This is a genomic window from Streptomyces sp. BK208 (genome assembly GCF_004364245.1).
Taxonomy (GTDB): Bacteria; Actinomycetota; Actinomycetes; order Streptomycetales; family Streptomycetaceae; genus Streptomyces.
In genome coordinates this window covers 187930-211395 of record NZ_SOAV01000002.1, presented here as the reverse complement: position 1 = coordinate 211395, position 23466 = coordinate 187930, and the positions used below count along the sequence as shown (strand labels likewise).

The 23466-nt window shown below is 73.5% G+C and carries 21 protein-coding genes; 8 read left to right on the top strand and 13 right to left on the bottom strand.

Annotated elements, in window-relative coordinates; genetic code table 11:
* Nucleotides 1–244: 244 nt before the first annotated feature.
* Both EV562_RS05530 and EV562_RS05525 read left to right on the top strand, forming a co-directional pair.
* The gene (locus tag EV562_RS05530; protein ID WP_133885532.1) at nt 245–2209 is read left to right on the top strand and encodes a cellulose synthase catalytic subunit; all 1965 of its coding nucleotides are present in this window, start codon (nt 245–247) and stop codon (nt 2207–2209) included.
* A complete protein-coding gene (locus tag EV562_RS05525; RefSeq protein WP_133885531.1) occupies nt 2206–4143 on the top strand; it encodes a kelch motif-containing protein in 1938 nt (645 codons plus the stop codon). The genes EV562_RS05530 and EV562_RS05525 overlap by 4 nt, the downstream gene beginning before the upstream one ends.
* A gap of 76 nt (nt 4144–4219) precedes the next feature.
* Here the strand turns inward: EV562_RS05525 and EV562_RS05520 are convergent, their stop codons facing one another.
* The 4 genes from EV562_RS05520 to EV562_RS05505 all read right to left on the bottom strand — a co-directional run bounded on the left by EV562_RS05520 (nt 4220) and on the right by EV562_RS05505 (nt 7526).
* Complete coding sequence (locus tag EV562_RS05520) at nt 4220–5254, bottom strand: glycoside hydrolase family 6 protein (RefSeq protein WP_133885530.1); 1035 nt, start codon at nt 5252–5254, stop codon at nt 4220–4222.
* Between the two features lie 91 nt (nt 5255–5345).
* Nucleotides 5346–6074 (bottom strand): class F sortase, encoded by a 729-nt coding sequence (locus EV562_RS05515; RefSeq protein WP_133886026.1) that lies wholly within the window; start codon nt 6072–6074, stop codon nt 5346–5348.
* Nucleotides 6075–6076: 2 nt separating this feature from the next.
* Nucleotides 6077–6643 (bottom strand): hypothetical protein, encoded by a 567-nt coding sequence (locus EV562_RS05510; protein WP_133885529.1) that lies wholly within the window; start codon nt 6641–6643, stop codon nt 6077–6079.
* A gap of 103 nt (nt 6644–6746) precedes the next feature.
* Nucleotides 6747–7526 (bottom strand): HAD-IIA family hydrolase, encoded by a 780-nt coding sequence (locus EV562_RS05505; RefSeq protein WP_133885528.1) that lies wholly within the window; start codon nt 7524–7526, stop codon nt 6747–6749.
* 390 nt (nt 7527–7916) lie between these two features.
* On the opposite strand from EV562_RS05505, the gene EV562_RS05500 reads away from it, so the two are divergent.
* Complete coding sequence (locus EV562_RS05500) at nt 7917–9479, top strand: PQQ-dependent sugar dehydrogenase (protein WP_133885527.1); 1563 nt, start codon at nt 7917–7919, stop codon at nt 9477–9479.
* Nucleotides 9480–9635: 156 nt separating this feature from the next.
* Here the strand turns inward: EV562_RS05500 and EV562_RS05495 are convergent, their stop codons facing one another.
* Entirely contained in the window at nt 9636–10772 is a 1137-nt protein-coding gene (locus tag EV562_RS05495) for an ROK family transcriptional regulator (protein WP_133886025.1), read from the bottom strand.
* Between the two features lie 385 nt (nt 10773–11157).
* On the opposite strand from EV562_RS05495, the gene EV562_RS05485 reads away from it, so the two are divergent.
* The 3 genes from EV562_RS05485 (at nt 11158) to EV562_RS05475 (ending at nt 13714) form a co-directional block, all read left to right on the top strand.
* Nucleotides 11158–12240, top strand: coding sequence for a Gfo/Idh/MocA family oxidoreductase (locus EV562_RS05485; protein WP_133886024.1), 1083 nt, complete (start codon nt 11158–11160; stop codon nt 12238–12240).
* Entirely contained in the window at nt 12237–12722 is a 486-nt protein-coding gene (locus tag EV562_RS05480; RefSeq protein ID WP_133885526.1) for a heme-degrading domain-containing protein, read from the top strand. The genes EV562_RS05485 and EV562_RS05480 overlap by 4 nt, the downstream gene beginning before the upstream one ends.
* Nucleotides 12723–12841: 119 nt before the next feature.
* Complete coding sequence (locus tag EV562_RS05475; protein ID WP_133885525.1) at nt 12842–13714, top strand: LLM class F420-dependent oxidoreductase; 873 nt, start codon at nt 12842–12844, stop codon at nt 13712–13714.
* 123 nt (nt 13715–13837) lie between these two features.
* On the opposite strand, the gene EV562_RS05470 is transcribed toward EV562_RS05475, so the two are convergent.
* The 4 genes from EV562_RS05470 to EV562_RS05455 all read right to left on the bottom strand — a co-directional run bounded on the left by EV562_RS05470 (nt 13838) and on the right by EV562_RS05455 (nt 16747).
* Complete coding sequence (locus EV562_RS05470; RefSeq protein WP_133885524.1) at nt 13838–14695, bottom strand: fumarylacetoacetate hydrolase family protein; 858 nt, start codon at nt 14693–14695, stop codon at nt 13838–13840.
* 174 nt (nt 14696–14869) lie between these two features.
* Nucleotides 14870–15583 (bottom strand): membrane protein insertase YidC, encoded by a 714-nt coding sequence (gene yidC / locus EV562_RS05465; RefSeq protein ID WP_133885523.1) that lies wholly within the window; start codon nt 15581–15583, stop codon nt 14870–14872.
* A 103-nt stretch (nt 15584–15686) separates the two neighbouring features.
* Complete coding sequence (locus tag EV562_RS05460) at nt 15687–16031, bottom strand: DUF6412 domain-containing protein (RefSeq protein ID WP_133885522.1); 345 nt, start codon at nt 16029–16031, stop codon at nt 15687–15689.
* Nucleotides 16032–16207: 176 nt separating this feature from the next.
* On the bottom strand, nt 16208–16747 hold the full coding sequence (locus EV562_RS05455; protein ID WP_166661604.1) for a helix-turn-helix domain-containing protein: 540 nt from the start codon (nt 16745–16747) through the stop codon (nt 16208–16210).
* Between the two features lie 139 nt (nt 16748–16886).
* On the opposite strand from EV562_RS05455, the gene EV562_RS05450 reads away from it, so the two are divergent.
* Both EV562_RS05450 and EV562_RS05445 read left to right on the top strand, forming a co-directional pair.
* Nucleotides 16887–18356 (top strand): MFS transporter, encoded by a 1470-nt coding sequence (locus tag EV562_RS05450; RefSeq protein ID WP_133885520.1) that lies wholly within the window; start codon nt 16887–16889, stop codon nt 18354–18356.
* A gap of 327 nt (nt 18357–18683) precedes the next feature.
* Entirely contained in the window at nt 18684–19718 is a 1035-nt protein-coding gene (locus EV562_RS05445) for an SEC-C domain-containing protein (protein WP_133885519.1), read from the top strand.
* A 19-nt stretch (nt 19719–19737) separates the two neighbouring features.
* Here the strand turns inward: EV562_RS05445 and EV562_RS05440 are convergent, their stop codons facing one another.
* The 4 genes from EV562_RS05440 to EV562_RS05425 form a co-directional block, all read right to left on the bottom strand.
* Nucleotides 19738–20271 (bottom strand): TetR/AcrR family transcriptional regulator, encoded by a 534-nt coding sequence (locus tag EV562_RS05440; RefSeq protein WP_133885518.1) that lies wholly within the window; start codon nt 20269–20271, stop codon nt 19738–19740.
* Entirely contained in the window at nt 20268–20447 is a 180-nt protein-coding gene (locus tag EV562_RS05435; protein WP_133885517.1) for a hypothetical protein, read from the bottom strand. The genes EV562_RS05440 and EV562_RS05435 overlap by 4 nt, the downstream gene beginning before the upstream one ends.
* A 282-nt stretch (nt 20448–20729) precedes the next feature.
* A complete protein-coding gene (locus tag EV562_RS05430; protein ID WP_133885516.1) occupies nt 20730–22379 on the bottom strand; it encodes an NAD(P)/FAD-dependent oxidoreductase in 1650 nt (549 codons plus the stop codon).
* Nucleotides 22376–23356, bottom strand: a complete 981-nt coding sequence (locus EV562_RS05425) for an ACP S-malonyltransferase (protein WP_133885515.1) — start codon at nt 23354–23356, stop codon at nt 22376–22378. Before EV562_RS05425 ends, EV562_RS05430 begins: the two co-directional genes overlap by 4 nt.
* Nucleotides 23357–23466: the final 110 nt, after the last annotated feature.

The following is a 23466-nucleotide window of genomic DNA, read 5'->3' as shown; positions in this document are numbered from 1 at the left end:
GCACCCGAGCGCCTTGCGATCATGACGAACGCCGTAGAACCCTGGTCCGGCCGGGAGCCGGGTGCCCGGGTGGTGCCGAGGGGGGCACCATGCAACCGGTAGCCGCCATTCCATGTCTATAGGGTGTGGATGCCGTGGTGACCGTGACCCACCACTGTGACGTCCGTGATGGTCGACGAGGGGGACCGGAACAGGCGTAGGGAAACAACGAAACACGCATGACCAGCGTGTGGGGGGATGACTCATGACGCCGACGGGCGCCGGGCAGGACCACGACCCTTCCCAGACCACGCAGCTCCGGATACCCGGGCACCGGAACTGGAACACCGCTTCGTTCCGCCGGATAAAGAAGACGCTGCCGAAGTACGACTACGAGCACTACAGCCGCCTCGCGGGCCCCCTCACCCAGCCCGACCCGGGCCGGCCGTACCGGGTGCGGTACCGCTCGCTGATCTCGCAGGAGCCGCACCGCGTCCGGGTCGCCCTGATGCTGGCCGCGGCCCCGCTGCTGTCGGTGGTGCTGCTGGTCTGGCTGCTCCAGCCCGAGCACTGGACGGAGCGCGACTACCCGGCCTTCTCCTGGCTGCCCGCGCTCGACATCGTGATGCTCGTCGCGATCGGCCTGATCGAGCTGTTCCGCTGCCTGAACGTGCTGTCGAACGCGCACGCCACCCTGGTCGCCCGCGACCCGGTGCCGGTGGTGCCCGAGAGCGGCACCCGGGTCGCCTTCCTCACCTCCTTCGTGCCCGGCAAGGAGCCGCTGGAGATGGTGACGAAGACCCTGGAGGCGGCCGTGCGGATCCGCCACCGCGGTCCGATGCACGTCTGGCTCCTCGACGAGGGCGACGACCCGGAGGTGAAGGAGGTCTGCGCGCGCCTGGGCGTGCACCACTTCTCCCGCAAGGGCGTCGCCAAGTGGAACCGCGAGAAGGGCCCGCACCGCGCCAGGACGAAGCACGGCAACTACAACGCCTGGCTGGAGGCGCACGGCGACGACTACGACTTCTTCGCCTCCGTCGACACCGACCACGTGCCGCTGCCCAACTACCTGGAGCGGATGCTCGGCTTCTTCCGCGACCCGGACGTCGGCTTCGTCATCGGCCCGCAGGTCTACGGCAACTACGACAACCCGATCACCAAGGCCGCCGAGTCGCAGCAGTTCCTCTTCCACGCGCTGATCCAGCGCGCCGGCAACCGCTACGGCGGGCCGATGTTCGTGGGCACCTCCAACGCGGTGCGCATCAGGGCGCTCAAGCAGATCGGCGGCCTGTACGACTCGATCACCGAGGACATGGCGACCGGGTTCGAGATGCACCGCCACCGGAACCCGGCCACGGGCCGCAAGTGGCGCTCGGTGTACACCCCGGACGTGCTCGCGGTGGGCGAGGGCCCGAACGCCTGGACGGACTTCTTCACCCAGCAGATGCGCTGGTCGCGGGGGACGTACGAGACGATCCTCAAGCAGTACTGGAAGGGCTGGTACTCGCTGCCGCCGAGCAAGCTCTTCAACTACACGATGATGATCATCTTCTATCCGATGTCGGCCCTGAACTGGATCCTGGCGGCGCTGAGCTGCTGCCTGTTCCTGGGCCTGGGCGCCTCCGGCGTCAACATCGACCCGGCGGTCTGGCTGATGCTCTACGGCAACGCCTCCGCGCTCCAGATCGGCCTGTACGTCTGGAACCGCCGCCACAACGTCTCCCCGCACGAGCCCGAGGGCTCCGGCGGCGTGGCCGGCATGATCATGTCGGCACTGTCGGCGCCGCTGTACGCGAAGGCGCTCATCGACGCCGCGCTGCGCCGCAAGAGCAAGTTCGTGGTGACCCCGAAGGGCGACTCGGCCAGCCCGGACACCCTGTTCGGCACCTTCCGGTACCACTGGTACTTCATCGTGGTCTTCGCCGGCTCGATCGCCGCGGGCCTCGTCCTCGGCCACGCGCACCCCGCGATGATCATCTGGGCGACCTTCGCGCTGCTGATCACCGCGTCGCCGATGTTCGCCTGGCGCCACGAACTGCGGAAGGCGAAGAGGAAGCAGCCGTCCGCCGCGGCGGCGGAGCCCGCACCGCGGGTCCCGCCGCGGCCGTCGCACGGACGGCACGCGGCGCGCGCACCGCGGCAGACGCCCGACCGGGCGGCCCCCCTCGGCGGGGGCGACGACCAGACCATGCAGATCGCCCTTGGTGGACTTGGGGGACGTAAGGAATGAAAGACCGTGCCGGCCGCCGCCGCGCCCGTCGCTTCGCGATAGGTACGGCGGTGGTAGTCGCGCTGGCCGGGATGAACGGGCCGTGGCTCTACCGCTTCGGAACCGAGAAATACCACCAGTACAAAATCAACGAGCCCGCGTACAAGGCCGCCAACGGCAAGTGGGAGATCGTCGACTTCCCCGAGGAGTACCGGCAGAACACCATCCACGCGGCGCTGCTGCGCACCGGCAAGGTGCTGATGGTCGCCGGGTCCGGCAACAACCAGGACAACTCCGACGACAAGCAGTACGACACCCGGATCTGGGACCCCGTCAAGGGCACCGTGAAGAAGGTGCCGACGCCCACCGACCTGTTCTGCACCGGGCACACGCAGCTCGCCAACGGCAACCTGCTGATCGCGGGCGGCACCAAGCGGTACGAGAAGCTCAAGGGCGACGTCACCAAGGCGGGCGGCCTGATGGTCGTCCACAACGAGAACCCGGACAAGCCGATCACCCTCCCGGCCGGCACCAGGTTCACCGGCAGGGAGAACGGCAAGACCTTCGTCTCCAAGGACCCGGTCCTGGTGCCGCGCGCCGAGAAGGTCTTCGACAAGGCGACCGGCGAGTTCCTGCGCAACGACCCGGGCCTCGGCCGGATCTACGTCGAGGCGCAGAGGAGCGGCAGCGAGTACGAGACCGGCACCGAGGACAACTACCGCATCCAGGGCCTGTCCGGTGCCGACACCCGCAACACGTACGGCATCGCGCAGAAGCTCGCCCTCGACAAGAAGGACTTCCAGGGCATCCGGGACGCCTTCGAGTTCGACCCGGTCGCCGAGAAGTACATCAAGGTCGACCCGATGCACGAGGCCCGCTGGTACCCGACACTCACCACCCTGAGCGACGGAAAGATCCTCAGCGTCTCCGGCCTCGACGACATCGGCCAGCTGGTCCCGGGCAAGAACGAGGTCTACGACCCGGCCACCAAGGAGTGGACCTACACCGACAAGGTCCGTCAGTTCCCCACGTACCCGGCGCTGTTCCTGATGCAGAACGGCAAGGTCTTCTACTCGGGCGCGAACGCCGGTTACGGCCCCGACGACGTGGGCCGCGACCCGGGCGTCTGGGACGTGGAGACCAACAAGTTCAGCAAGATCCCCGGCATGAGCGACAAGAACATGCTGGAGACGGCGAACACGGTGCTGCTGCCCCCGGCGCAGGACGAGAAGTACATGGTGATCGGCGGCGGCGGGGTCGGCGAGTCCAAGCTGTCCAGCGAGAAGACCCGGATCGTGGACCTCAAGGCGGACGACCCGTCATTCGTCGACGGGCCGTCACTGGAGAAGGGCACGCGCTATCCGCAGGCCTCGGTCCTGCCCGACGACAGCGTGCTGGTCTCCGGCGGCTCCGAGGACTACCGGGGGCGCGGCGACTCCGACATCCTTCAGGCGCGGCTGTACCACCCGGACACGAACGCCTTCGAGCGGGTCGCCGATCCGCTGGTGGGCCGCAACTACCACTCCGGTTCGATCCTGCTGCCCGACGGGCGCCTGATGTTCTTCGGCTCGGACTCGCTCTACGCGGACAAGGCCAACACCAAGCCCGGCAGGTTCGAGCAGCGCATCGAGATCTACACGCCGCCGTACCTGTACCGCGACTCGCGGCCCGACCTGGCGGGTGGGCCGCAGACCATCGAGCGCGGTGGGTCCGGGACGTTCACGTCGCGGGCGGCGTCCGCGGTCAAGAAGGTGCGGCTGATCCGGCCGAGCGCGTCGACGCACGTCACGGACGTGGACCAGCGGTCCGTCGCGCTGGACTTCACGGCGGACGGGGACAAGCTGACGGTGACGGTGCCGGAGAGCGAGAACCTGGTTCCGTCGGGGTGGTACATGATGTTCGTGACGGACGGGCAGGGGACGCCGAGCAAGGCGGAGTGGGTGCACGTTCCGTAGCGCTCCCCCCGGGTGGTGTTCCCGGGTGCGGGGAGCACGGCGGTCGACCGCGCAGCTCCCCGCGCCTGCCGGGGCGTTACCCTCGCGCCAGTTCCAGGGCGTACTCGGGGTACCAGTCCCCCGCCTTCGGGCCGCCCTTGCACTCGCCGTCGGACTCCCCCGGGCGCTTGACCCACAGGTAGGCGTCCACGAGGGGGTCGGCGGTCCTCGTCGTCGGGGTCTCGCCGAGGGCCCGGCCCGGAGGGTTGCACCAGCGCTCGTCCGGGGCGCCCTCGGTGTAGGGGCCGTTGCCGTTGCGGCTGGTGTCGATGACGAAGTGCTTGCCGCCCACCTTGGCGGAGAGCTGCTTGCCGTAGGCGAGGGATTCCTCGGTGCCGTAGAAGTTCGAGACGTTGACCGCGAAGCCGTCGGCCCGGTCGACGCCGGCCCGCTTCAGGGGGTCGAAGATCTGGTCGGGGTGGCCCCAGCCGGCGTTGCCCGCGTCCAGGTACACCTGGGTGTTCTTCAGGGCGGTGAGCTTCTCGATCGCGCCCTTGAGGAGGTCGTAGCGCTCCTCGTGGAACTCCTGCGGGGTGCAGCCGTCCACGAGGTGGAGCACCGCGTCCGGTTCCAGGACCACGACGGCGGCCCGGTCGCCGATGCCCTCGGCCACGTCGTCGACGAAGGCGCGGTAGGCGTCGCCGTCGGCGGCACCGCCGCCCGAGTACTGGCCGCAGTCGCGGTGCGGGATGTTGTAGAGGACGAGCAGCGCGGTGCGGCCGGCCTCGTCGGCGGCCTCGGTGAAGCCGCGGGCCTGCTCCTCGGGGTTCTCCGGGCTGATCCACTCGCCGGTCGGCTGCTGGGCGATCTTGCGGATCTGTTCGGCCCGGTCCTTCTCGCCCGACTCGGTCAGGGCGGTCACCTGCCGGGCCGCGGTGCCGTCGGGGTTGACCCAGAACGGGTCGGCCTCCCTGGGCTGCTGCGTGATCCCGGCGCCCGGCCCCTTGCCCTCGTCACCGTCACCGTCACCGGACGAGGAGCAGCCCGCGAGCAGCAGGGCCGCCGCTCCCAGCACCGCCGCCGACGCGGCCCGCCTCCTGGACGCGCTTCCGGCCGGCTTGCTGCCGTACATCCGACCCCCCTGGGTGCACTGTTGCGAGGCTCAATCCTGACATACACCGCCTGTACCCACGCGGCTCCCCGATGCCTTGTCGGGGGCCGTGCTAGGCGGTTCCGGTCAGGTAGGCGGAGACGACGACGTTGGCCGTGTAGCTGTCGGTGGTGTGGTCGAAGGTGCCGCCGCAGGTGATGAGGCGGAGTTCGGAGCGGCCCGTGGCGCGGGGTCCGTAGGCCTGCTGGGCGTCGAAGCCGTCGCGGGTGAGGACCTGGACGTCGTCGACGGTGAACTCGGCGACCCCGGCGTCGTCGCGGGCCACCCGGATCGTCTCGCCGGGCTCCAGGGTGCTGAGCTCGTAGAAGACGGCGGGCCGGGTCTCGGTGTCGACGTGCCCGACCAGCAGGGCGGTCCCGGCCGCTCCGGGGGTGACGCCGGCCGCGTACCAGCCGACGGTGCCGGGCTGGTCGAAGGGCGGTGGTTCGATCGCACCGTTCGCGTCGAGGCCGCGGGCGACGACGGGGGCCTCGATGCCGAGGCCGGGGACGTCGAGGCGCTGCGGCCTGGCGTCGTCGAGGGGCGCGTGCGCGGGAGGCAGGGGGACGTCGGGGGGCCGGCCGGCCGCCGCCATGTCACCGGTGGCCGGCCGGGATATGCCCTCGCGCACGTCGGTGGCCTCGCGGCCCCACAGCCACAGCCCGAGCAGCAGCACCACCCAGGCGATGCCGGTCACCAGACGCCCCCCGGGGACGGCGGGACGCGGTTCGTCCACGGCGGTGGCGGCGGCCGTGGCCGTGGGCGGCCGGTCGCCCCGCACGTGCTCGTCCTGTGCGGACATGGTCATCCCGTCCCGCGGCTCCGGCTGCGCACGCCGCGCAGCGCGACGGCGACGGCGGCCATGCCCGCGAGCACCAGACCGGTCACGGTCTGCGCCGTGCCGGGGGCCTGGGAACGGGCCCGCTCCCCGCTGTCGGCGGCGGCGAGCCGCGCGGTGCCGCCGCCGCCCGCGTCGACCGGGGCGACGGGAGAGGCGGGGGCGGACGGCCGGGCGCCGGGGCGCCGGCCCTCCCCGACGGTGAGGGTGCCCCTGCGGGCGTGCTCGCCACAGTTGACCTGCACGGCGTACACACCCGCCCGCACGGTGGTGCGGACCTGGGCGGCGCCGACCAGGACACCGTCGCCCGCGGCCAGGCCGAGCCGGACGTCCGACTCGAAGGCCGCGGACACGGCGACCGCCGACTTCTCGGTGCAGTCGGGCACGCGCAGCGTCACGTCGGTGCCGGGAGCGGGCGCGACGGGTGTCACGGAGACACCGCCGCCGTCCGCCGCGTAGGCGTGGGCCGCCGGTGCGCACAGCGCCGTGGCCAGCGCGGCTCCCGCACAGAGGGTGACTTTCAGTGAGCCCATCGTGTACCTCCAGTTACCTGGAGGCTCCCCCGCCGGCCCCCGCACCGCATCCTGCGCGGGGGCATACCTACTCCGATCGGGTCACGCGGAGGAGGCGCGGGTTTCAGACCCGTTCGACGAGGTCGGCGATGGAGTCGACCACCTGGGACGGCCGGTAGGGGAAGTTCTCGACCTGCTCGGGCCGGGTGAGGCCGGTAAGGACCAGGAAGGTCTGCATGCCCGCCTCCATGCCGGCCAGTACGTCGGTGTCCATGCGGTCGCCGATCATCGCGCTGGACTCCGAGTGGGCGCCGATCGCGTTGAGCCCCGTGCGCATCATCAGCGGGTTGGGCTTGCCGGCGAAGTACGGCTGCTTGCCGGTCGCCTTGGTGATCAGCGCGGCCACCGCGCCGGTCGCCGGGAGCGGGCCCTCGGTGGAGGGGCCGGTCTCGTCCGGGTTGGTGCAGATGAAGCGGGCGCCCGCGTTGATCAGGCGTACCGCCTTCGTCATGGCCTCGAAGGAGTACGTGCGGGTCTCGCCCAGGACCACGTAGTCGGGGTCGTGGTCGGTGAGGATGTACCCGATGTCGTGCAGGGCCGTAGTCAGACCGGCCTCGCCGATGACGTAGGCCGAGCCGCCGGGCCGCTGGTCGTCCAGGAACTCGGCGGTGGCCAGGGCCGAGGTCCAGATGGACTCGATCGGCACCTCGAGGCCCATGCGGCGCAGCCGGGCGTGCAGGTCGCGCGGGGTGTAGATCGAGTTGTTGGTGAGGACCAGGAAGGGCTTGCCGGATTCGCGGAGCCGCTTGATGAACGCGTCGGCGCCGGGGATCGGCACGCCTTCGTGGATGAGGACCCCGTCCATGTCGGTGAGCCACGACTCGATGGGCTTGCGGTCTGCCATGTGCGGGTCTCCTGCCTGCGCGGTCCTGCGTGCGCCCCAGCCTAGACAGTGCCGGATCTTGAGGGAACGTCCGTCTCAGCTCCCGGTCGCTCCGGGTGTCGGGTGTCCCGGCTGTCGGGTCAGGCTCGAAGACCTCCACGGCGTCCACCTCGCAGACGGCGGCGACGAGGGGTGCCGGGGAGTGTCGGGCGCGGAGGGGGACGGCCGAGGACCGTCTGCGCCGAGCGGGCCGTCCACGCCGAGCGGCCGTCCACGCCGAGCGGCCCGCCCGAACACCGGGGGTGCGTTCGCGCCGGCCGGTGCGAAAGTGGCTCGATCGCGCGTTGCCGGTAGGGCGTCGGGACCCCAGCCTGAGGGACGGGAGCGCTCCCACGACCGCGAAGGAATCCCATGCAGCTTTGTCGTAAGCTTTGTCATATACATGCCTACCTCGTCTCCCGAAGGCGCCGCCCGGCACTCCTCGTCACCAGCCTCGCCCTGGCCGTCCCGGTTCTGCTCCTGACGCTCCTCACCCCCTCGCCCGCCGTGGCGGCGGCACCGTCGCCCGTCCCGCTGCCCTCGCTCAGCGCGACCACCACCCAGGTCGCCTCCGGGTTGAGACGTCCCACCGCCCTCGCCGCTCCCGACGACGGCACGGACCGGCTCCTCATCACCGAGAAATCCGGCCGGGTCCGCGTCTACCACCCGGACACCGGCCTGGCGTCCGCCCCGCTGCTCGACATCACCTCGGCCGTGGACGAGTCGGGCAACGAGCGCGGCCTGCTCGGCATCGCCCTCCCACCCGACTTCGCCGAGAGCCATGACCTGTACCTGGCGTACACCGCCCTGCCGGACGGCGCGGTCACCCTCGCCCGCTACCGGCTCGACGCGTCCCGCCTCGAACCCCTGCTCTCCCAGCCGCACGCCGAGTACAGCAACCACAACGGCGGCCAGCTCGCCTTCGGCCCCGACGGCAACCTCTACTGGAGCATCGGCGACGGCGGCGGCTCCGGGGACCCCTTCCGTTCCGGGCAGCGGCTGGACACCCTGCTGGGCAAGATCATGCGCATCGACGTCAGCAGGGCCTGCGCTCCCCTCGCGTACTGCGTCCCCGGCGACAACCCCTTCGTCGGCACCGCCGGCGCCCGTCCGGAGATCTGGCTGCACGGGCTGCGCAATCCGTGGCGCTTCTCCTTCGACCGCGCCGACGGATCGATGTGGATCGGCGACGTCGGCCAGGGCCACTGGGAGGAGATCGACCACCTTCCCGCCGGGCGGGGCGGGCTGAACCTGGGCTGGTCCTGCTACGAGGGCCCGGAGAAGTTCGAGGGCGGCGACTGCCCGCCCGGCGGGCGGTACACCGAGCCGGTCTTCACCTACTCCCCGTACACCGGCGGCTGTTCGGTCATCGGGGGTCACGTCTACCGGGGCCGGGACTACGCGGATCTGGTGGGCGGCGTGTACATCGCCACCGACTACTGCTCGTCCACCGTCTGGGCGCTGCGCCCCGACGGACGGGGCGGCTACGAGCAGGCCGAGATCGGCCGCACGCCGACCCAGGTGACGTCGGTCGGTACGACCGTCGACGGGGAGTTCTACGTGGTCAACGATCTGCCGGGCGGCCTGCACCGGATGTCGTTCTCCCGGGAGGAGCCGACCTGCCGGGTGGACCGGACGGTGACGGCGTGGGGTACGGGCGCGACGGTCGACCTCACCGTCACCAACACCGGCGACACCCCGGTCAGCGGCTGGACGCTCGCCTTCACGCTGCCCTTCGGGCAGACCGTCGTCTCCGACTGGAACACGGAACTGACCCAGCTGAGCAACACGGTCTCGGCGGTCAACGCCCCGCACAACGCGACGATCGCGCCGGGCGCGAGCGTCACGCTGGGCTACCTGACGGGGCACACCGGCGACGCCTCGCCGCCGGCGCGGTTCATGCTCAACGAGGACGCCTGCGCGGTGGGCCGCTGAGGCACCGGACGGGCACCGCGGCCGGCGCCGGCCCTCCGGGTCCGGCGCCGGGGTGTCGGGGCGTCCGGGTGTCGGGCGTCGGGGCGTCCGGGTGTCCGGGTGTCGGGTGTCGGGCGTCGGGTGTCGGGCGTCGGGCGGGTGTCCGAGCGTGATCCCTCAGGCGCCGCCCCGGCCGAACAGCGGCGCGAGCAGCAGTTGGGCCGCGCCCTCCGCGACCGCTCGCGTCCCGCCGGGCGCGAGCCGCACCGGCACCGCGCCGACGTGGCCGCCCTCGCGCCGGGCGCGGGCGTCGAGGACCGCGCCGACGCCGTGGACGAAGGCGTCGGGCGCGGCGGCGACGGTACGGCCGCCCAGCAGCACCAGGTCGATGTCGAGCAGCCCGGCGAGGTTCGCGGCGCCCGTGCCGAGCACCCGCGACGCCTCCGCGAGGTCCCCGCGGGCGACGGCGGCGAGGCACAGGGCCTCTATGCAGCCCCGGGCGCCGCAGGTGCAGGGCGGCCCGTCCAGCTGGACGACCTGGTGCCCGAACTCCCCGGCGCCCGTCCGGACACCCCGGTGCACACCGCCGCCGAAGACGAGACCGGCGCCGAGCCCCGTACCGAGGTGCAGATAGGCGAAGGAGCCGCTCCCGCCTCCCCCGCCGGTCCCGCCGGCCCCTCCGGTCCCGCCGCCCACGGCGAGACCCAGCGCCGCCGCGTTGGTGTCCTTGTCGACGACGACCGGCACACCCAGCCGCCGGGCCAGCGCGTCCCGCAGCGGGTAGCCGTCCCACTCCGGGAAGCCGGTGACGCGGTGCAGCACCCCCCGGACGTGGTCGAGCGGTCCGGGCAGGGCGACGCCGAGACCGAGGAGGGTGGGCACGGCCGCCAGGCCGGGACCGGGCGACCGCGCACCCTCGGCGGCGGGACGGCCCGGGCCGCCGTCCGCGCCTGGCGCTCCCAGCCCCTCCGCCGTGAGGTCCCGCGCCACCCCCGCCACCTCCGCCAGTACGGTGTCCGCCCCCGCGCCGAGGTCCAGTGGGGCGCGCCGCTCCGCCACCACGGTGCCGTCCAGGTCGACCAGCACCGCCCGCAACTCGTCCCGGTCCAGGTGGACGCCGAGGGCGTGGCCCGCCCCCGGCACCAGGCGCAGCACCGTGCGCGGCTTGCCGCCGGTGGACGCGCGGCGTCCGGCCTCGGCGGCCAGGCCCTCGCCCCGGAGCCGAGCGGTGATCTTGCTGACCGCCTGCGGGGTGAGCCCGGTGCGCTCGGCCAGTTCCAGCCGGCTGATGCCCTCGGCGCCGGCGGTGCGCATCAGGTCGAGCACCAGGGCGGTGTTGTGACTGCGCAGGGCGAGCAGGTTGACGCCGCCCGCACCCCCGCCGATCGCCGATCCGCCGCCGGGCGCCGCGCCGCCACCGCCCGCCGTGCCGCCACCGCCCGCCGTGCCGCCACCGATTGCCGAGCCGCCACTGCCCGCCGTGCCGCCACCGGCTGCCGACACGCCACCGGTCCCCCCACCACCGCCGGTGGCGCCGCCGCCCGTCACACCGCCCTCGGCCGCGCCCCCGCCACCGGTCGCCCCACGACCACCGGCCACCGGTCCGCCGCCGGGCGCCGTGCCTCCGCCGTTCGTCCTGTTCACACCCCCATTGTGTCTCGCGCTTGCACTTTGGCAACACCGTTGCGAAAGTAGACGCATGACTGGTACTCCTCCCGGCAATCCCCCTCTGCGCGTCGGCCTCGTCGGCTACGGCCTCGCGGGTTCCGTCTTCCACGCCCCGCTGATCGCCGCCACCGAGGGCCTGGCCCTGGACACGGTCGTCACCTCGAACCCGGAGCGGCAGCAGCAGGCCCGCGCCGAGTTCCCCGACGTACGGACCGTCGCCACACCCGACGAGCTGTTCGACCGGGCCGGCGAGCTGGACCTGGTCGTCGTCGCCTCCCCGAACAAGACGCACGTGCCGCTCGCGACGCGCGCCCTGGAGGCCGGCCTGCCGGTCGTGGTGGACAAGCCGGTCGCGGGCACGGCGGCCGAGGCCCGCGAGCTGGCGGCACTCGCCGAAGAACGCCGCCTGCTCCTCTCCGTCTTCCAGAACCGCCGCTGGGACAACGACTTCCTCACCCTCCGCAAGCTGCTCGCCGAGGGCACGCTGGGCGAGGTGTGGCGCTTCGAGTCCCGGTTCGAGCGCTGGCGGCCGAAGCCGAAGGGCGGCTGGCGCGAGTCCGGCGACCCGGCGGAGATCGGGGGCCTGCTGTACGACCTCGGGAGCCACGTCGTCGACCAGGCCCTGGTCCTCTTCGGCCCGGTCACGCAGGTGTACGCCGAGTCCGTGGTCCGGCGCGCGGGCGCGGAGGCGGACGACGACACGTTTCTCGCGCTCACGCACGCGAACGGCGTCCGCTCGCACCTCTACGTCTCCTCCACCGCCGCCCAGCTCGGCCCCCGTTTCCGGGTGCTCGGCTCCGAGGCCGGGTACGTCAAGCACGGCCTCGACCCGCAGGAGGCGGCGCTGCGCGAGGGCAAGCGCCCGGGTCCCGGCTGGGGCGAGGAGGACGAGTCGCTGTGGGGCCGCGTCGGCTCCGGCCAGTCCCCGCTGACCGGCGGCGGACAGGTGCAGGCGACGGTCGCGGGTGACTACCCGGCGTACTACGCGGCGGTGGCGAAGGCCCTGCGCGAGGGCGGCCCGAACCCGGTGGACGCACGGGAGGCGGCCGCCGCACTGGACGTACTGGAGGCGGCCCGCCGGTCCGCCCGCGACTCCGTGGTGGTGACCCTGTGAGCGCCGGGGCGTCCACGCCCGCGCCGCCCACCGTGGCGGAGCTGGAGGAGCAGGAACGCCGCCTGGTGCTGCGCCGGTTCACGGACGACGACGCGTGGGCGCTGGGCTCGCTGCTCGTCGAGCTGGCCCGGGAGCGTCAGGCGCCCGTCGCCATCGACATCCACCGCGCCGGCCGGCAGCTCTTCCGCGCCGCCCTGCCCGGCTCGACCCCGGACAACGACGCCTGGATCGCCCGCAAGCGCCGCGTGGTGGAGCGGTACGGCTCGGCGTCGTACCTGGTCGGCTCGCGTTTCCGGGCCAAGGGCACGACCTTCGAGGAGTCCTCGCGGCTCGACCCCGACACCTACGCGGCTCACGGCGGCTCCTTCCCGCTCACCGTCGCCGGCGTCGGCGTGATCGGCGCGGTGACGGTCTCCGGACTGCCGCAGGTGGAGGACCACCGGCTGGTGGTGGAGGCACTGGAGCGGTTCCTGGGCGAGTAGCCCGTCCGGCTCCGGATTCCCCGGGCGGGTGTGCCCGGGGAATCATCGCTGGGTACCCGTGGTTGGCAGCAGGCAGACACGCATGGTGATCACGGTGCCCACCGGAGGGATCTCAACCGATGAACGAGGCGACCACTTCCCTGAAGGAATCGGTCGGACGGTACGGCGTCTGGAGCGTCCAGCTGCGTTCCGAGGACCCCGAGGGTGCGCCCGAACGCGCCGAGGCCGCCGCCGAGTTGGAGCAGCTCGGTTACGGCGCCGTATGGCTCGGCGGCAACAGCGCCGCGGCGAACGCCGCCCCGCTGATCGAGGCGACCTCGCGGATCCTGGTCGGCACCAGCATCCAGAGCATCTGGGAGCACAAGGCGTCCGAGGCGGCGGCGCGCTTCGCGGAGCTGGAGGTCTCCCACCCCGGGCGTTTCGTGCTCGGCCTCGGCGTGAGCCACGGCCCGCGCGTGGAGGGGTACCGCCGCCCGTACTCGACGATGGTCGGCTACCTCGACGAGCTGGACCGGGCCGGGATGCGGTCCGGGCACCGGGTGCTGGCCGCGCTCGGCCCGAAGATGCTGGACCTGTCCCGGGACCGGGCGGCGGGCGCCATCCCGTACCTGGTCACGCCCGAGCACACCGCGCAGGCCCGTGAGCGGCTCGGCGAGGGCGCGCTGCTGGCCCCGGAGTTCAAGGTCGTCCTCGACTCCGACCCGTCCCGCGCCCGCGCCACGGCCCGCGCCTACCTGGCGATGTACCTGAAGCTGCCGAACTACACCAAGAACTTCCTCAACCTCGGCTTCACCGAGGACGACGTCGCCGGCGGCGGCAGCGACCGCCTCATCGACGCGGTCTTCGCCTGGGGCGACGAGTCCACGATCCGCGCCCGCGTCGACGCCTTCCACGAGGCCGGCGCCGACCACGTCGCCCTCCAGCTGGTGGAGGACGACACGGCCCGCCTCCCGAGGGAGGGCTGGCGCAGGCTCGCCGCACTGCTGACGTGAGGGAACGCGCCCCCAGGGGCGCGGGGCGGTGAACCGAGCGGCTCCGCCGCGCGGGCGCGATCGGCTCCGCACGACCGCGGCCGGCAACGCACCGCCACCGCGCACCGCGCCCCGGCGGAGCGCCTACGCGTCCTTCAGCTCCTGCCGCTGCCGCCCCAGCCCCTCGACCTCCAGCTCGACCACGTCACCCGCCCGCAGGTAGGGCTTGGGCTCGGCCTGCCCCATCGCCACTCCCGCCGGCGTCCCGGTGTTGATGACGTCACCGGGGCGCAGCACCATGAACCGGCTGACGTACCGCACGACCTCCGCCACGGGAAAGATCTGCTCCGCGGTCGTCCCGTCCTGCTTCAGCTCGCCGTTCACCCACAGCCGCAGCGACAGCCGCTGCGGGTCGGGTACCTCGTCGGCGGTCACCAGCCACGGGCCCAGCGGGTTGAACGTCTCGCAGTTCTTGCCCTTGTCCCAGGTCCCGCCCCGCTCGATCTGGAACTCCCGCTCGGACACGTCGTGCGCGACGGCGTACCCGGCGACGCACGCGAGCGCCTCCTCGTCCGACTCCAGGTAGCGGGCCGTACGGCCGATGACGACCGCCAGCTCCACCTCCCAGTCGGTCTTGGTGGAGCCGCGCGGCACGAGCACCGTGTCGTGCGGCCCGACCACCGTGTCCGGCGCCTTGAAGAAGACGACCGGCTCGGCGGGCGGCTCGGCCCCGGTCTCGCGAGCGTGGTCGTGGTAGTTCAGCCCGATGCACACGATCTTGCCGATGCCTCCCACCGGCGGTCCGACGCGCAGCCCCGTGCCGTCCAGGGCGGGCAGCGAACCGGCCTCGGCGGCGGAACGTATCCGGCCGAGCGCCTCCTGGTCGGCGAGCAGCTCGCCGTCGATGTCCCTCACTACGCCCGACAGGTCTCGCAGGGTCCCGTCGGCGTCGAGCAGCGCGGGCCGCTCCGACCCCGCCGTACCGACTCGCAACAGCTTCATGATCCCCAACTCCTCGATCGCGGGCAGCCCGCCCGACGATGCGCGACCTGGGTGCGGCAGCAACGCGACAGCATCGGAGGACTGGTCGATCCTCCAAGGCGGCGGTCCACTCCGCAATACCCCGTTCACGTACTGGACCGTAGGGGCGGCCGGGCTCCATGGCTCTCCCGTGGCTCAGCGGTAGAGCACGGCCCGCTCGGCGGCGCTCCACGCCGTACTGGTGACGACGTACAGCGCGGCGGCCAGCGGCACCACGGCCACGGTGACGAGCGTGAAGAAGGACATGAAGGGCATCGCCTTGGTGATCGCGCCGACGCCCGGCACGGCCTGCCCGTCACCGGTGGGCGGCACCGGCCGGTCGGCCATCGTCCGCCGGGTGAGCCGGTAGCTGAACGTGGCGACCACGGCGACGACCGCGAACAGCGCCACGTACACGAGCCCCGCGCCCCCGAGCGGCCCGCCGTCACCGAGCGCGTCGGCCCAGCGCCCGCCGAGCGGGGCGGACAGCAGCCGGTGGGAGAGCAGCCCGTTGGCCTGCCCGCCGATCGCCGAGCTGGAGAAGAGGTGGTAGAGCAGGAAGAAGGCGGGCAGCTGGAACAGGCTGGGCAGGCATCCCGACAGCGGTGACACCTTCTCCGCGGTGTGCAGTTCGAGTACGGCCTGCTGGAGTTTCTCGGGGTTCTTGGCGTGCTTGCGGCGCAGTTCCGCGAGCTGCGGCTGGAGTCGGGTGCGTGCCTTCTGGCCGCGGGCGGCGGCCCGGGACAGCGGGTGGACGAGGAGCCGTACGAGGGCGGTGAACAGGACGATGGCGGCGGCCGCGGCCGAGGCGCCGAACAGGGGCTGGAGCAGGTCGGCGAGGTGCTCGACCAGGCTGGCGAAAACGGACATGGGTGGGTGAGCCCTCCGGGGGTCTCGTCGTGCCGGGATGACGGGGGAACGGCGGCATGACGACACGCCCCGCGCAGGGGGTGACCTCTACTGGAGCGGTGCCCTACGCGGCGGTCGCCGGGAGGGCGCGCCCGGGCGCTCGGGGCCGGCGGCGGCCGGCGGCGTCGGGATCGCGTTGGGGCAGGAAGGCCGTACGCAGGTCGCGGTCCCTGATGGCCGTGCGCACCCGGGTGGGCGGCACGGCGGGCGCGCAGCGTGCGGCGATGACGGCGCACACGGCGAGCGCGGAACCGACCGCGGCGGTCGCGGCGAGCGCGACGGTGGCGGAGAGGCTGCCGACGTCGACGAGCGCGACGGGCAGCAGGACCAGCAGCAGGACGAGGAGCGGCCGCAGGGGGCGCGGGAGCCGCAGGGCGGACCGGCCGTCCCGAGTCGTCGTCGGCGACATCGGCGGCTCCTCCTCCCGTACGCGCGTTCGTCCTGGTGGTGCAGACGTTCCAGTTATACAGGAGGTTGCGCGGAGCCCTGCCCGGCCTCGACCGGCCCTGCCGGACCTACCCGTTCGAACGATTCGTCCGGTTCGACCGTCTTTAACGATCAGGCCGGTTCAGCCGTCTTCACCGGTCAGGACGGTTCGATCGGCTCGATCGGTTCGATCGGCTGGAGCAGCCGCCGCGTGCCGAGCAGTGCCCGGCTGACCGGGTCCGCCGGGTCGGGGTCGAGACCGGGGCCCGGCCGCATGTCGATGTCCTGGACGGTGACGGGCCTCCCGCAGGCGGGGCAGGCGCCGTACGGGGTCAGTTCGGTGCCGCAGTCGGCGTGCCAGAAGGTGCGCATCGGCTCGCCGCCGAGCTGCTCGCGCCCCCAGATGCCGAGGGCCCGCAGGGCGGGCCACAGGGCGATGCCGCGGTCGGTGACCACGTACTCGTCCCGGGGCGGGGACTCCTGGTACCTGCGCTTCTCCAGGAGCCCCTCGGCGGTGAGCGCCTGCAGGCGGTTGGCCAGGACGGCGCGCGGGATGCCGAGGTGGACCAGGAAGTCGTTGTAGCGGCGGACGCCGTAGAGCGCGTCGCGGATCACCAGCAGCGTCCAGCGTTCGCCGACGACCTCCAGTGCGCGGGCGATCGAGCACTCCTGCGTCGCGTAGTCCTTGCCCAGTGCCATGCCGTCCACTGTAGCCAATTTCCCCCGCCTTGGTTCATTCACCGAACCAAGGGTGTTACGTTGAGTACCACCTAGTCAGTTCATTGACCGAACCCACTTGTCGAGATCAGCCCGAGACTCCGAGAGCGGACCGCCAGCCATGACCGACACCGGCACGGATTCCTCCACGCTCCCCGCCACCCCGGCCGCCCCGCCCACCGCGGCCACCGCGGCCACCGCGGCCACCGCGGCCACCGCGGCCACCGCGGCCACCGCGGCCACCGCGCAGCGGGCCTCGCCGGCCCCGCACCCCGGCCGCACCCTCGCGCTGACCAGTGCCGCGACCGCCGTGGCGCTGATGACGTACACGGCGCCGCTGGTCACGCTCCCCGACACGGCCGCCGCCCTGCACACCCCGCTGTCCGCGCAGGCCTGGCTGCTGAACGGCACCCCGCTCGGCCTGGCCGCCCTGCTCCTGGTGGCCGGCAGCCTGGCCGACGACTACGGCCGCCGCCGGCTCTTCGTCTCGGGCACCCTCGCGCTCGGCGTCACCACCGTCCTGGGTGCCTTCGCGTCCACGACGTGGCTGTTCACGCTGGCCCGCGTCGCGCAGGGCGCGGCGAGCGCGGCGCTGCTCGCCAGCAGCCTCGGCCTGCTCGTCCACGCCTTCCCGACCCCGGCCGGGCGGCTGCGCGCGACCGGCGTGTGGGGCGCCTTCGTGAGCGGCGGGATAGCCATGGGCCCGGTGCTCGTCGGGGCGATCCCCGACTGGCGGACGGCGTACGGCGTCCTCGGCGCCGCCGCGCTGGTGGTGGCGGGCCTGGGCGCGCGGTCCCTGTCGGAGTCGCGCTCGCCGCGGCGGGGCCGGCCGGACCTCGCCGGGGCGCTCACGTTCGGACCGGCGCTGGTCGCGCTGGTGGCGGCGCTGACGCTGGGCCGGGACGGCTGGCTGCGGGCGCCGGTGGGCCTGCTGCTCGCGGCGGCGGTACTGCTCGCCGGGCTCTTCGTCGTCGTGGAGCGCCGCGCGGCCTCTCCGATGATCGACCTGTCGCTGCTGCGCCGCCCGCTCTTCCTGGCGTCCTCGGCGGGCGGACTGTTCACGGGCCTGTCGGTGATCGGCTTCTTCAGCTTCCTGCCGACGGTGCTGCAGCGGGCGCTCGGCCTCTCCCCGATGAACACGGCCCTGCTCTCCCTCGTCTGGGCCGGCCTCGCCTTCGTGGTGGCCCTCCAGGCCCGCCGCCTCGCCCACCGCGTCTCCGCGCGCCACCAGCTCGCCGTGGGGTTCGCCCTGCACGGGGTCGGCGTCCTGACGATGCTCGGTGCGGTGGGCGCGGGCTCCTGGGCCCGTCTGCTGCCCGGCCTGGTCGTGGCGGGCGTCGGCAGCGGCCTGCTGAACGCCGCGCTGCCGCTGCTCGCGGTGGAGTCGGTACCGGCGGCCCGCGCGGCGATGGGCTCGGGGGCGCAGCAGACGTTCCGGTACATCGGTTCGTGCGCCGGGGTCGCCCTGACGATCGCGATCGCGACGTCGGCGAGCAGCCCGGGAGCCGGCACGGACGTGGCGCTGTGGGTCTCGGCGGTCCTGGCCGCGGTGGCGGCGGTGCTGGTGGGGACGTTGCGGGAACGCCACTGACCGGCGACGGGCGCACGGAGCGGGCCGGGTCCGCGCACGGAGCGGGCCGGGCTCGCGCACAGAGCGGAGCCAAGCCCGCACCGGGGACGGAGCCGGGCCCGCGCACAGGCCGGGGGGCGGGCCCGCACACAACCCGGGGACCGGACCCGCGCACGGAGCGGGGGCCGGGCCCGAGCACAGGGCAGGGCCGGGCTCGCGCCCCGCGGCGAGGCCGCCTGAGCCTCCCGGCGAGGCCGCCTGCGCCCCGTCCTCCCACACCCCCGCTCCCCCGCTCTCCGCCCCCGGGGTGGCTGACCCTCGTCACCTCACGGCAGTACGGTGTCCCCCATGCGCCCCGACACGCCCGCCGAAAACGTCGACCACGCCGCCGAGGCCGCCCGCCTGGAACGGACCGCCGGCCTCTACCCCGAGGACGCCGAGGCCCTGTTGCTGCGCGCCGCGGCCCACCTGGAACTGTCCGGCGACCGCCCGGCCGCCACCACGCTCTACGACCGCCTGCTGTCCACCGACAGTCCCGTTCCCCTGGAGAACCCGTCACTGGTCCGCGCCCTCAAGGCGTCGAACCTCTGGGAGTACGACCACGAGGCGGAGGCCAGGGCGATCATCGACGGCGTGCGGGCGGCGTCGCCGCGGGACCCCGCCCCCTGGGTGATCGTGGCCGAGGCCCTGGAGTCCCACGACGAGTTGGAGGCGGCGCACGACACGTTCACGGAGGGCGCGCGCCTGCTCCTGACGGACGTGCCGGAACCCCCGTACTCCACGCACCCCCTCCTCTACGGCCGCCACCGCGTCCGCCGCATGCTGGGCCTGGCCCACGACGAGTGGGACACCCTGGCCGACACCCTGCACTCCATGCCGGTGTCCCTGGACGAGCTGCACGACCCGAAGCGCGTCTGGTCCCTGGGCTCGGACAACCCGGCGGACCTGGAGGCGGAGATCTCCCGCCTGCGCGCCGAACTGGGCGCCTACCGCGAGGCCCTGTCCCGCCCCTTCCCGGTCGCCATGCTCCACTGGCCGGCCGAAGAGCTGACGGAACTGACCGAGGCGTACCCGTCCCTCTCCTCGGAGTACCCCTCCTACGACGACCACCTGGCGTCGATAGAGCGGGCCCTGCGCGAACTGGCCTCGTCCGGCACCGCGAACCTGGGCGTGGTCCCGGGCACGGTCCCGTCCTACGAGGCCTTCGCGGCGTCGGAGGGCGCGTCCCCGGCCGACCCGACCCTGCTCCCGCAGTACGCGACGACCCTGGCGGCCCGGGGCCTCGCGGTGGCCTGGCCACCGCAGCGCGGCGCGGCCTGCTGGTGCGGCTCGGGGCGGACGTACGGCGAGTGCCACGGGGAGGACGCCGCCGGGAACCGGTGAGAGGCGGTAGCGCCGTCGTCTACAGGGGCGAGCGCCTCGCAGGCTGCCACCCCCTTGTCGTCGGGGCCGACCGGTCGCCCGTGTTCCGCACCAGGTCGCCGACGAGGCTCCCGGCCAGACACGCGCCGAGCGCATGCGGGCTCAGTCCGGTCCGCGCGGCCGGGGCGTCCCACAGGGCGAGCCAGGCCGCGCGGAGACGACGGGCGTCCTCGGGGCGGGGGGACGACGGCGCGGCGGCCACGAGCTGAAGCAGCAGCAGGGCGACCTCCCGCCGCTCGGCGACGAGTTGGTCGCAGGCCCGGGCAGCGGCGGCGAGGGCGGCGCCGCCGCGCAGTCCGTCGCAGGCCCGGCCCAGGGTGGCGGCCAGGACGTCGAAGCAGTGGTCGGCCGCGGCCTCGAACAGGGCACGCTTACTGGGGAAGAACCGGTAGAGGTACGGCTGCGAGACCCCTACGCGTCCGGCGACGGCGGCGGTGGTCGCACCGTGGTACCCGCCCACGGCGAACTCGGCGACCGCGGCCCGCACCACCTGCTCCCGCCGGGTGCCGGTCACGCGGCACCCGGCGCCCGGGGCCGGCGCCGCAGCGCCTCGGGCAGGTCGTGCGAGACCGCGGCGGCACCGGCCCGGCGGACGTGTCCGTCGGGCCGGACGAGGACGAGTGGTCCGGAGGCGACGGCGAGCAGCGGCCCGGAGGGGCCGGCGCCCGCCGTGATCACGTCGGTGTCCATGCCCTCCAGGGGAGCAGGCGGACGTCAAAGGCCGGTGGAAGGCCGGTAGTCCCGCCTCTGACCTGCTGGTCCGGGAGCGGCGTGACCGCCGCAGCGCATCTTCCGGGCCGACCCGCGACGTCCGGCCTGCGCGACTGGTGGCGGCGCGGGAAGCGGCGACCCCCTTCGGCATCACCCCGAGCGGGCCCGCCACGGCCGCTCACCGGGCCGCCGACCGCGGCGGCCGGCGGGCCCACGGCCTCGCCGGTGATCCGGCCGTGCCGCAGGACGTGCGGAGAGGCGCTACGCGAACGCGCCGCGCCTGCCGCGCGAGGCATCCAGCGGGTCCCAGTCGTCCGGCCGGTCCGGCAGCAGTGACGGGTCGCCGAGCACGGCCCCCGTGTGCACCTCGTGCATCAGGCGCCGGCCGAGGATCTGCCCGGCACACGCGATACCGCTGACCGCGGAGCCGGTGATGCCGTTGCCGTACCGGGTGTCGGCGCCCGCCGTGTACAGGCCCTCGATGAACGTCGCGGTGTCCGGCCGGGCGCCGGGCGCGCCCCACCGGGCCATGCCGAAGGGTGTACCGCCGCTGGACAGCGTGTACCGCTCGTGGGTCAGCGGCGTCGCCGCCTCCACGTGCGTGATGTGCCCGCGCAGCGGCCCGAGCAGCTCCTCCGCCGTGTCGAGCACGTCCTCGACGAGCCGCGCCTTGCGCCACCGGTATGCGGCACTGTCCCGGTAGGACTCGCCCGCCGTGACACCCCAGTACTCGAAGCCGGGCGGGCAGAGCGTCATCAGCTGGAAGTTGGCGTGTCCGGGCGGGCAGATCCGTCGCGTGTCCGGGTCCTTGCCGGAGGCGAACGAGGCGAACAGGAAGTCGGTGCCACCGTGCACGGTCCCGTCACGCAGCCGGGAGTAGAACCGCTCGATGTCGTCGTCGCGGTACCACCACAGGTTGGCGCGCTGGTCGAGCTCCCGGTCGAGGGCCACGTAGACCGCCGCCCAGGGCAGTGCCATCCGCGCGTCCCTGGTCTTCGACGCGAGCCGGCGCGGCAGCCGCTCGGCGCCCACCAGGTCCAGCATGGTGCGCCGGTAGTCCGCGTTGGACACCACGACCTCGGCACGCGCCCGGCCGCCGTCGGCGAACACGACACCGCGCGCCCGCGGGCCGTCGGTCTCGATCCGGGCGACCCGGCAGCGGGTGCGCAGCTCACCGCCGTACGCGCGGATCACTTCCAGGAGCCCGGCCGCCAGCATCTGCCCGCCGCCGCGCGGATAGGCCGCCCCGCGCAGATAGTGGTCGGTGACCGTGGCGTGCAGGGCGACCGTGGCCTCGTCCGGCGCCATCCCGTAGTTCGGGGACTGCGCGGCGAGCAGGGTGCGGGCCCGCGGTGACAGGGCGCAGTGTGCGAACAGCTCGGCCAGCGTGCGCCGGCCCCAGGCCACCGACCGCGGTGCCCGCCGCGGCAGCTCGGCCATCGGCACGTCCTCGGCCGCGACGACCGCGTCCCGCCGTTCCCCGCCGAGTCCGGCCACCACGTCGAGGAACGTGGCGATGCCCGCCGCGTCCCCTGCGGGACAGGCGCGCTGGATCCGGGTGCGGTACGCGGCCCAGTCCGCCGGCACGTCCACGGTCGCGCCGGGCACCACGATCCGGTCGAAGGCGTCCGGGTCCATCGGCCGGTACTCGATCCGGTCCGCGAGTCCCAGGCCGCCCAGGATCGCGGGCAGCAGACCGTCGGGACCGCAGTCGCCCAGGTAGTGCACGCCCACGTCGAACTCGTAGTCGCGGCGCCTGCGGAACACATGGCTGTTGCCGCCCGCCACCCCCGACTGCTCGGCGACCAGGACACGCCGGCCCGCCACGGCCAGATACGCCGCGCACACCAGGCCGCCGATCCCCGAGCCGATGACGACGGCGTCCCAGGTCTGTGCCGTACGGTCCGTCATGCCACGCTCCGGGCCGGGGCCTGTCGCACCGGGGCGGGGATCGCGGGCAGCTGGCCGGGCTCGCTCACGGTGAGCCGGGAGACCTGCGGAGCGATCCTGCGGGCCAGGCCCGTCAGGGTGCGGCCGGGGCCGACCTCCACGAACAGGTCGCAGTGCAGCTCGTCGGCCATGACGCGCACCGACTCCGTCCACCGCACCGGTGCCGTCAGCTGCTCCGTGAGCACGGACCGCCAGTCGTCCGTGCCGCGCCGCGGGCGCGCGTCCACATTGGCCACCACCGGGGCGAAGCCGTGCAGCAGCTCGATGCGGGCCAACGTCTCACCGAGGGACGGAGCGGCGGGCGCCATCAGCGGGGTGTGGAACGCGCCGCCGACCGGGATCGACACCACCCGGGTCGCGCCCCGCCGACCGGCCAGCTCCGCACACCGTGCGACCGATGCCTCCTCGCCGGAGAGCACCGCCTGTTGCGGCGAGTTGAGGTTGGCCACCCAGACCTGTCCACCGGAATCACGGACCTCCGCGGCCGCCCCCTCCAGCTCGTCGGCGGGCAGCCCCAGCACCACGGCCATGGCGCCCGGACGGGCCGCGCACGCGGCGCGCATCGCATCGCCGCGGGCCGTGACCAGACGCACGCCGTCGGCGAAACCGATCACGCCCGCCGCGACGAGCGCCGCGTACTCGCCGAGGCTGTGCCCCGCGCAGACGATCGGGCGCCCCGCGGCGGGCAGCGCCTGGCGCAGCTCGGTGAGGATCACCATCTCCAGTACGAACGTGGCCAGTTGGGCGTTGTCGGTGCGGCGCAACTGCTGCTCGTCGGCCCGCAGCAGCAGCTCCTGGACGTCCCGCCCGGACACCTCGCTCGCCCGCTCGACGAGGAACCAGCCGGGGCGGCCCGTCCAGGGACGCCCCATGCCGGGCTGCTGAGCGCCCTGCCCCGGAAACACCAATGCCAGGCGTGGACCGTTCATGTCGTTCATCGACCTCTTTCCCTGCCGCCTGCTCCCGCGGTTACGGACGGACCGATGCTCGCAGCACCTTTTGAAACCCCTGTCGAACGCCGATGAAAGCGGCACTTTTATCCGTCCTC

Excerpts from the sequence above, each read along its gene's own strand:
- EV562_RS05530 (WP_133885532.1), top strand. The coding sequence starts at position 245 with ATGACGCCGACGGGCGCCGGGCAGGACCACGACCCTTCCCAGACCACG.
- EV562_RS05450 (WP_133885520.1), top strand. The coding sequence starts at position 16,887 with ATGACCGACACCGGCACGGATTCCTCCACGCTCCCCGCCACCCCGGCC.
- EV562_RS05495 (WP_133886025.1), bottom strand. The coding sequence starts at position 10,772 with ATGCGCACCGCCGGCGCCGAGGGCATCAGCCGGCTGGAACTGGCCGAG.
- EV562_RS05475 (WP_133885525.1), top strand. The coding sequence starts at position 12,842 with ATGAACGAGGCGACCACTTCCCTGAAGGAATCGGTCGGACGGTACGGC.
- EV562_RS05505 (WP_133885528.1), bottom strand. The coding sequence starts at position 7,526 with ATGGCAGACCGCAAGCCCATCGAGTCGTGGCTCACCGACATGGACGGG.
- EV562_RS05425 (WP_133885515.1), bottom strand. The coding sequence starts at position 23,356 with ATGAACGACATGAACGGTCCACGCCTGGCATTGGTGTTTCCGGGGCAG.
- EV562_RS05455 (WP_166661604.1), bottom strand. The coding sequence starts at position 16,747 with ATGGCACTGGGCAAGGACTACGCGACGCAGGAGTGCTCGATCGCCCGC.
- EV562_RS05515 (WP_133886026.1), bottom strand. The coding sequence starts at position 6,074 with ATGTCCGCACAGGACGAGCACGTGCGGGGCGACCGGCCGCCCACGGCC.
- EV562_RS05435 (WP_133885517.1), bottom strand. The coding sequence starts at position 20,447 with ATGGACACCGACGTGATCACGGCGGGCGCCGGCCCCTCCGGGCCGCTG.
- EV562_RS05485 (WP_133886024.1), top strand. The coding sequence starts at position 11,158 with ATGACTGGTACTCCTCCCGGCAATCCCCCTCTGCGCGTCGGCCTCGTC.
- EV562_RS05460 (WP_133885522.1), bottom strand. The coding sequence starts at position 16,031 with ATGTCGCCGACGACGACTCGGGACGGCCGGTCCGCCCTGCGGCTCCCG.
- EV562_RS05520 (WP_133885530.1), bottom strand. The coding sequence starts at position 5,254 with ATGTACGGCAGCAAGCCGGCCGGAAGCGCGTCCAGGAGGCGGGCCGCG.
- EV562_RS05500 (WP_133885527.1), top strand. The coding sequence starts at position 7,917 with ATGCAGCTTTGTCGTAAGCTTTGTCATATACATGCCTACCTCGTCTCC.
- yidC (WP_133885523.1), bottom strand. The coding sequence starts at position 15,583 with ATGTCCGTTTTCGCCAGCCTGGTCGAGCACCTCGCCGACCTGCTCCAG.
- EV562_RS05525 (WP_133885531.1), top strand. The coding sequence starts at position 2,206 with ATGAAAGACCGTGCCGGCCGCCGCCGCGCCCGTCGCTTCGCGATAGGT.
- EV562_RS05470 (WP_133885524.1), bottom strand. The coding sequence starts at position 14,695 with ATGAAGCTGTTGCGAGTCGGTACGGCGGGGTCGGAGCGGCCCGCGCTG.
- EV562_RS05445 (WP_133885519.1), top strand. The coding sequence starts at position 18,684 with ATGCGCCCCGACACGCCCGCCGAAAACGTCGACCACGCCGCCGAGGCC.
- EV562_RS05510 (WP_133885529.1), bottom strand. The coding sequence starts at position 6,643 with ATGGGCTCACTGAAAGTCACCCTCTGTGCGGGAGCCGCGCTGGCCACG.
- EV562_RS05430 (WP_133885516.1), bottom strand. The coding sequence starts at position 22,379 with ATGACGGACCGTACGGCACAGACCTGGGACGCCGTCGTCATCGGCTCG.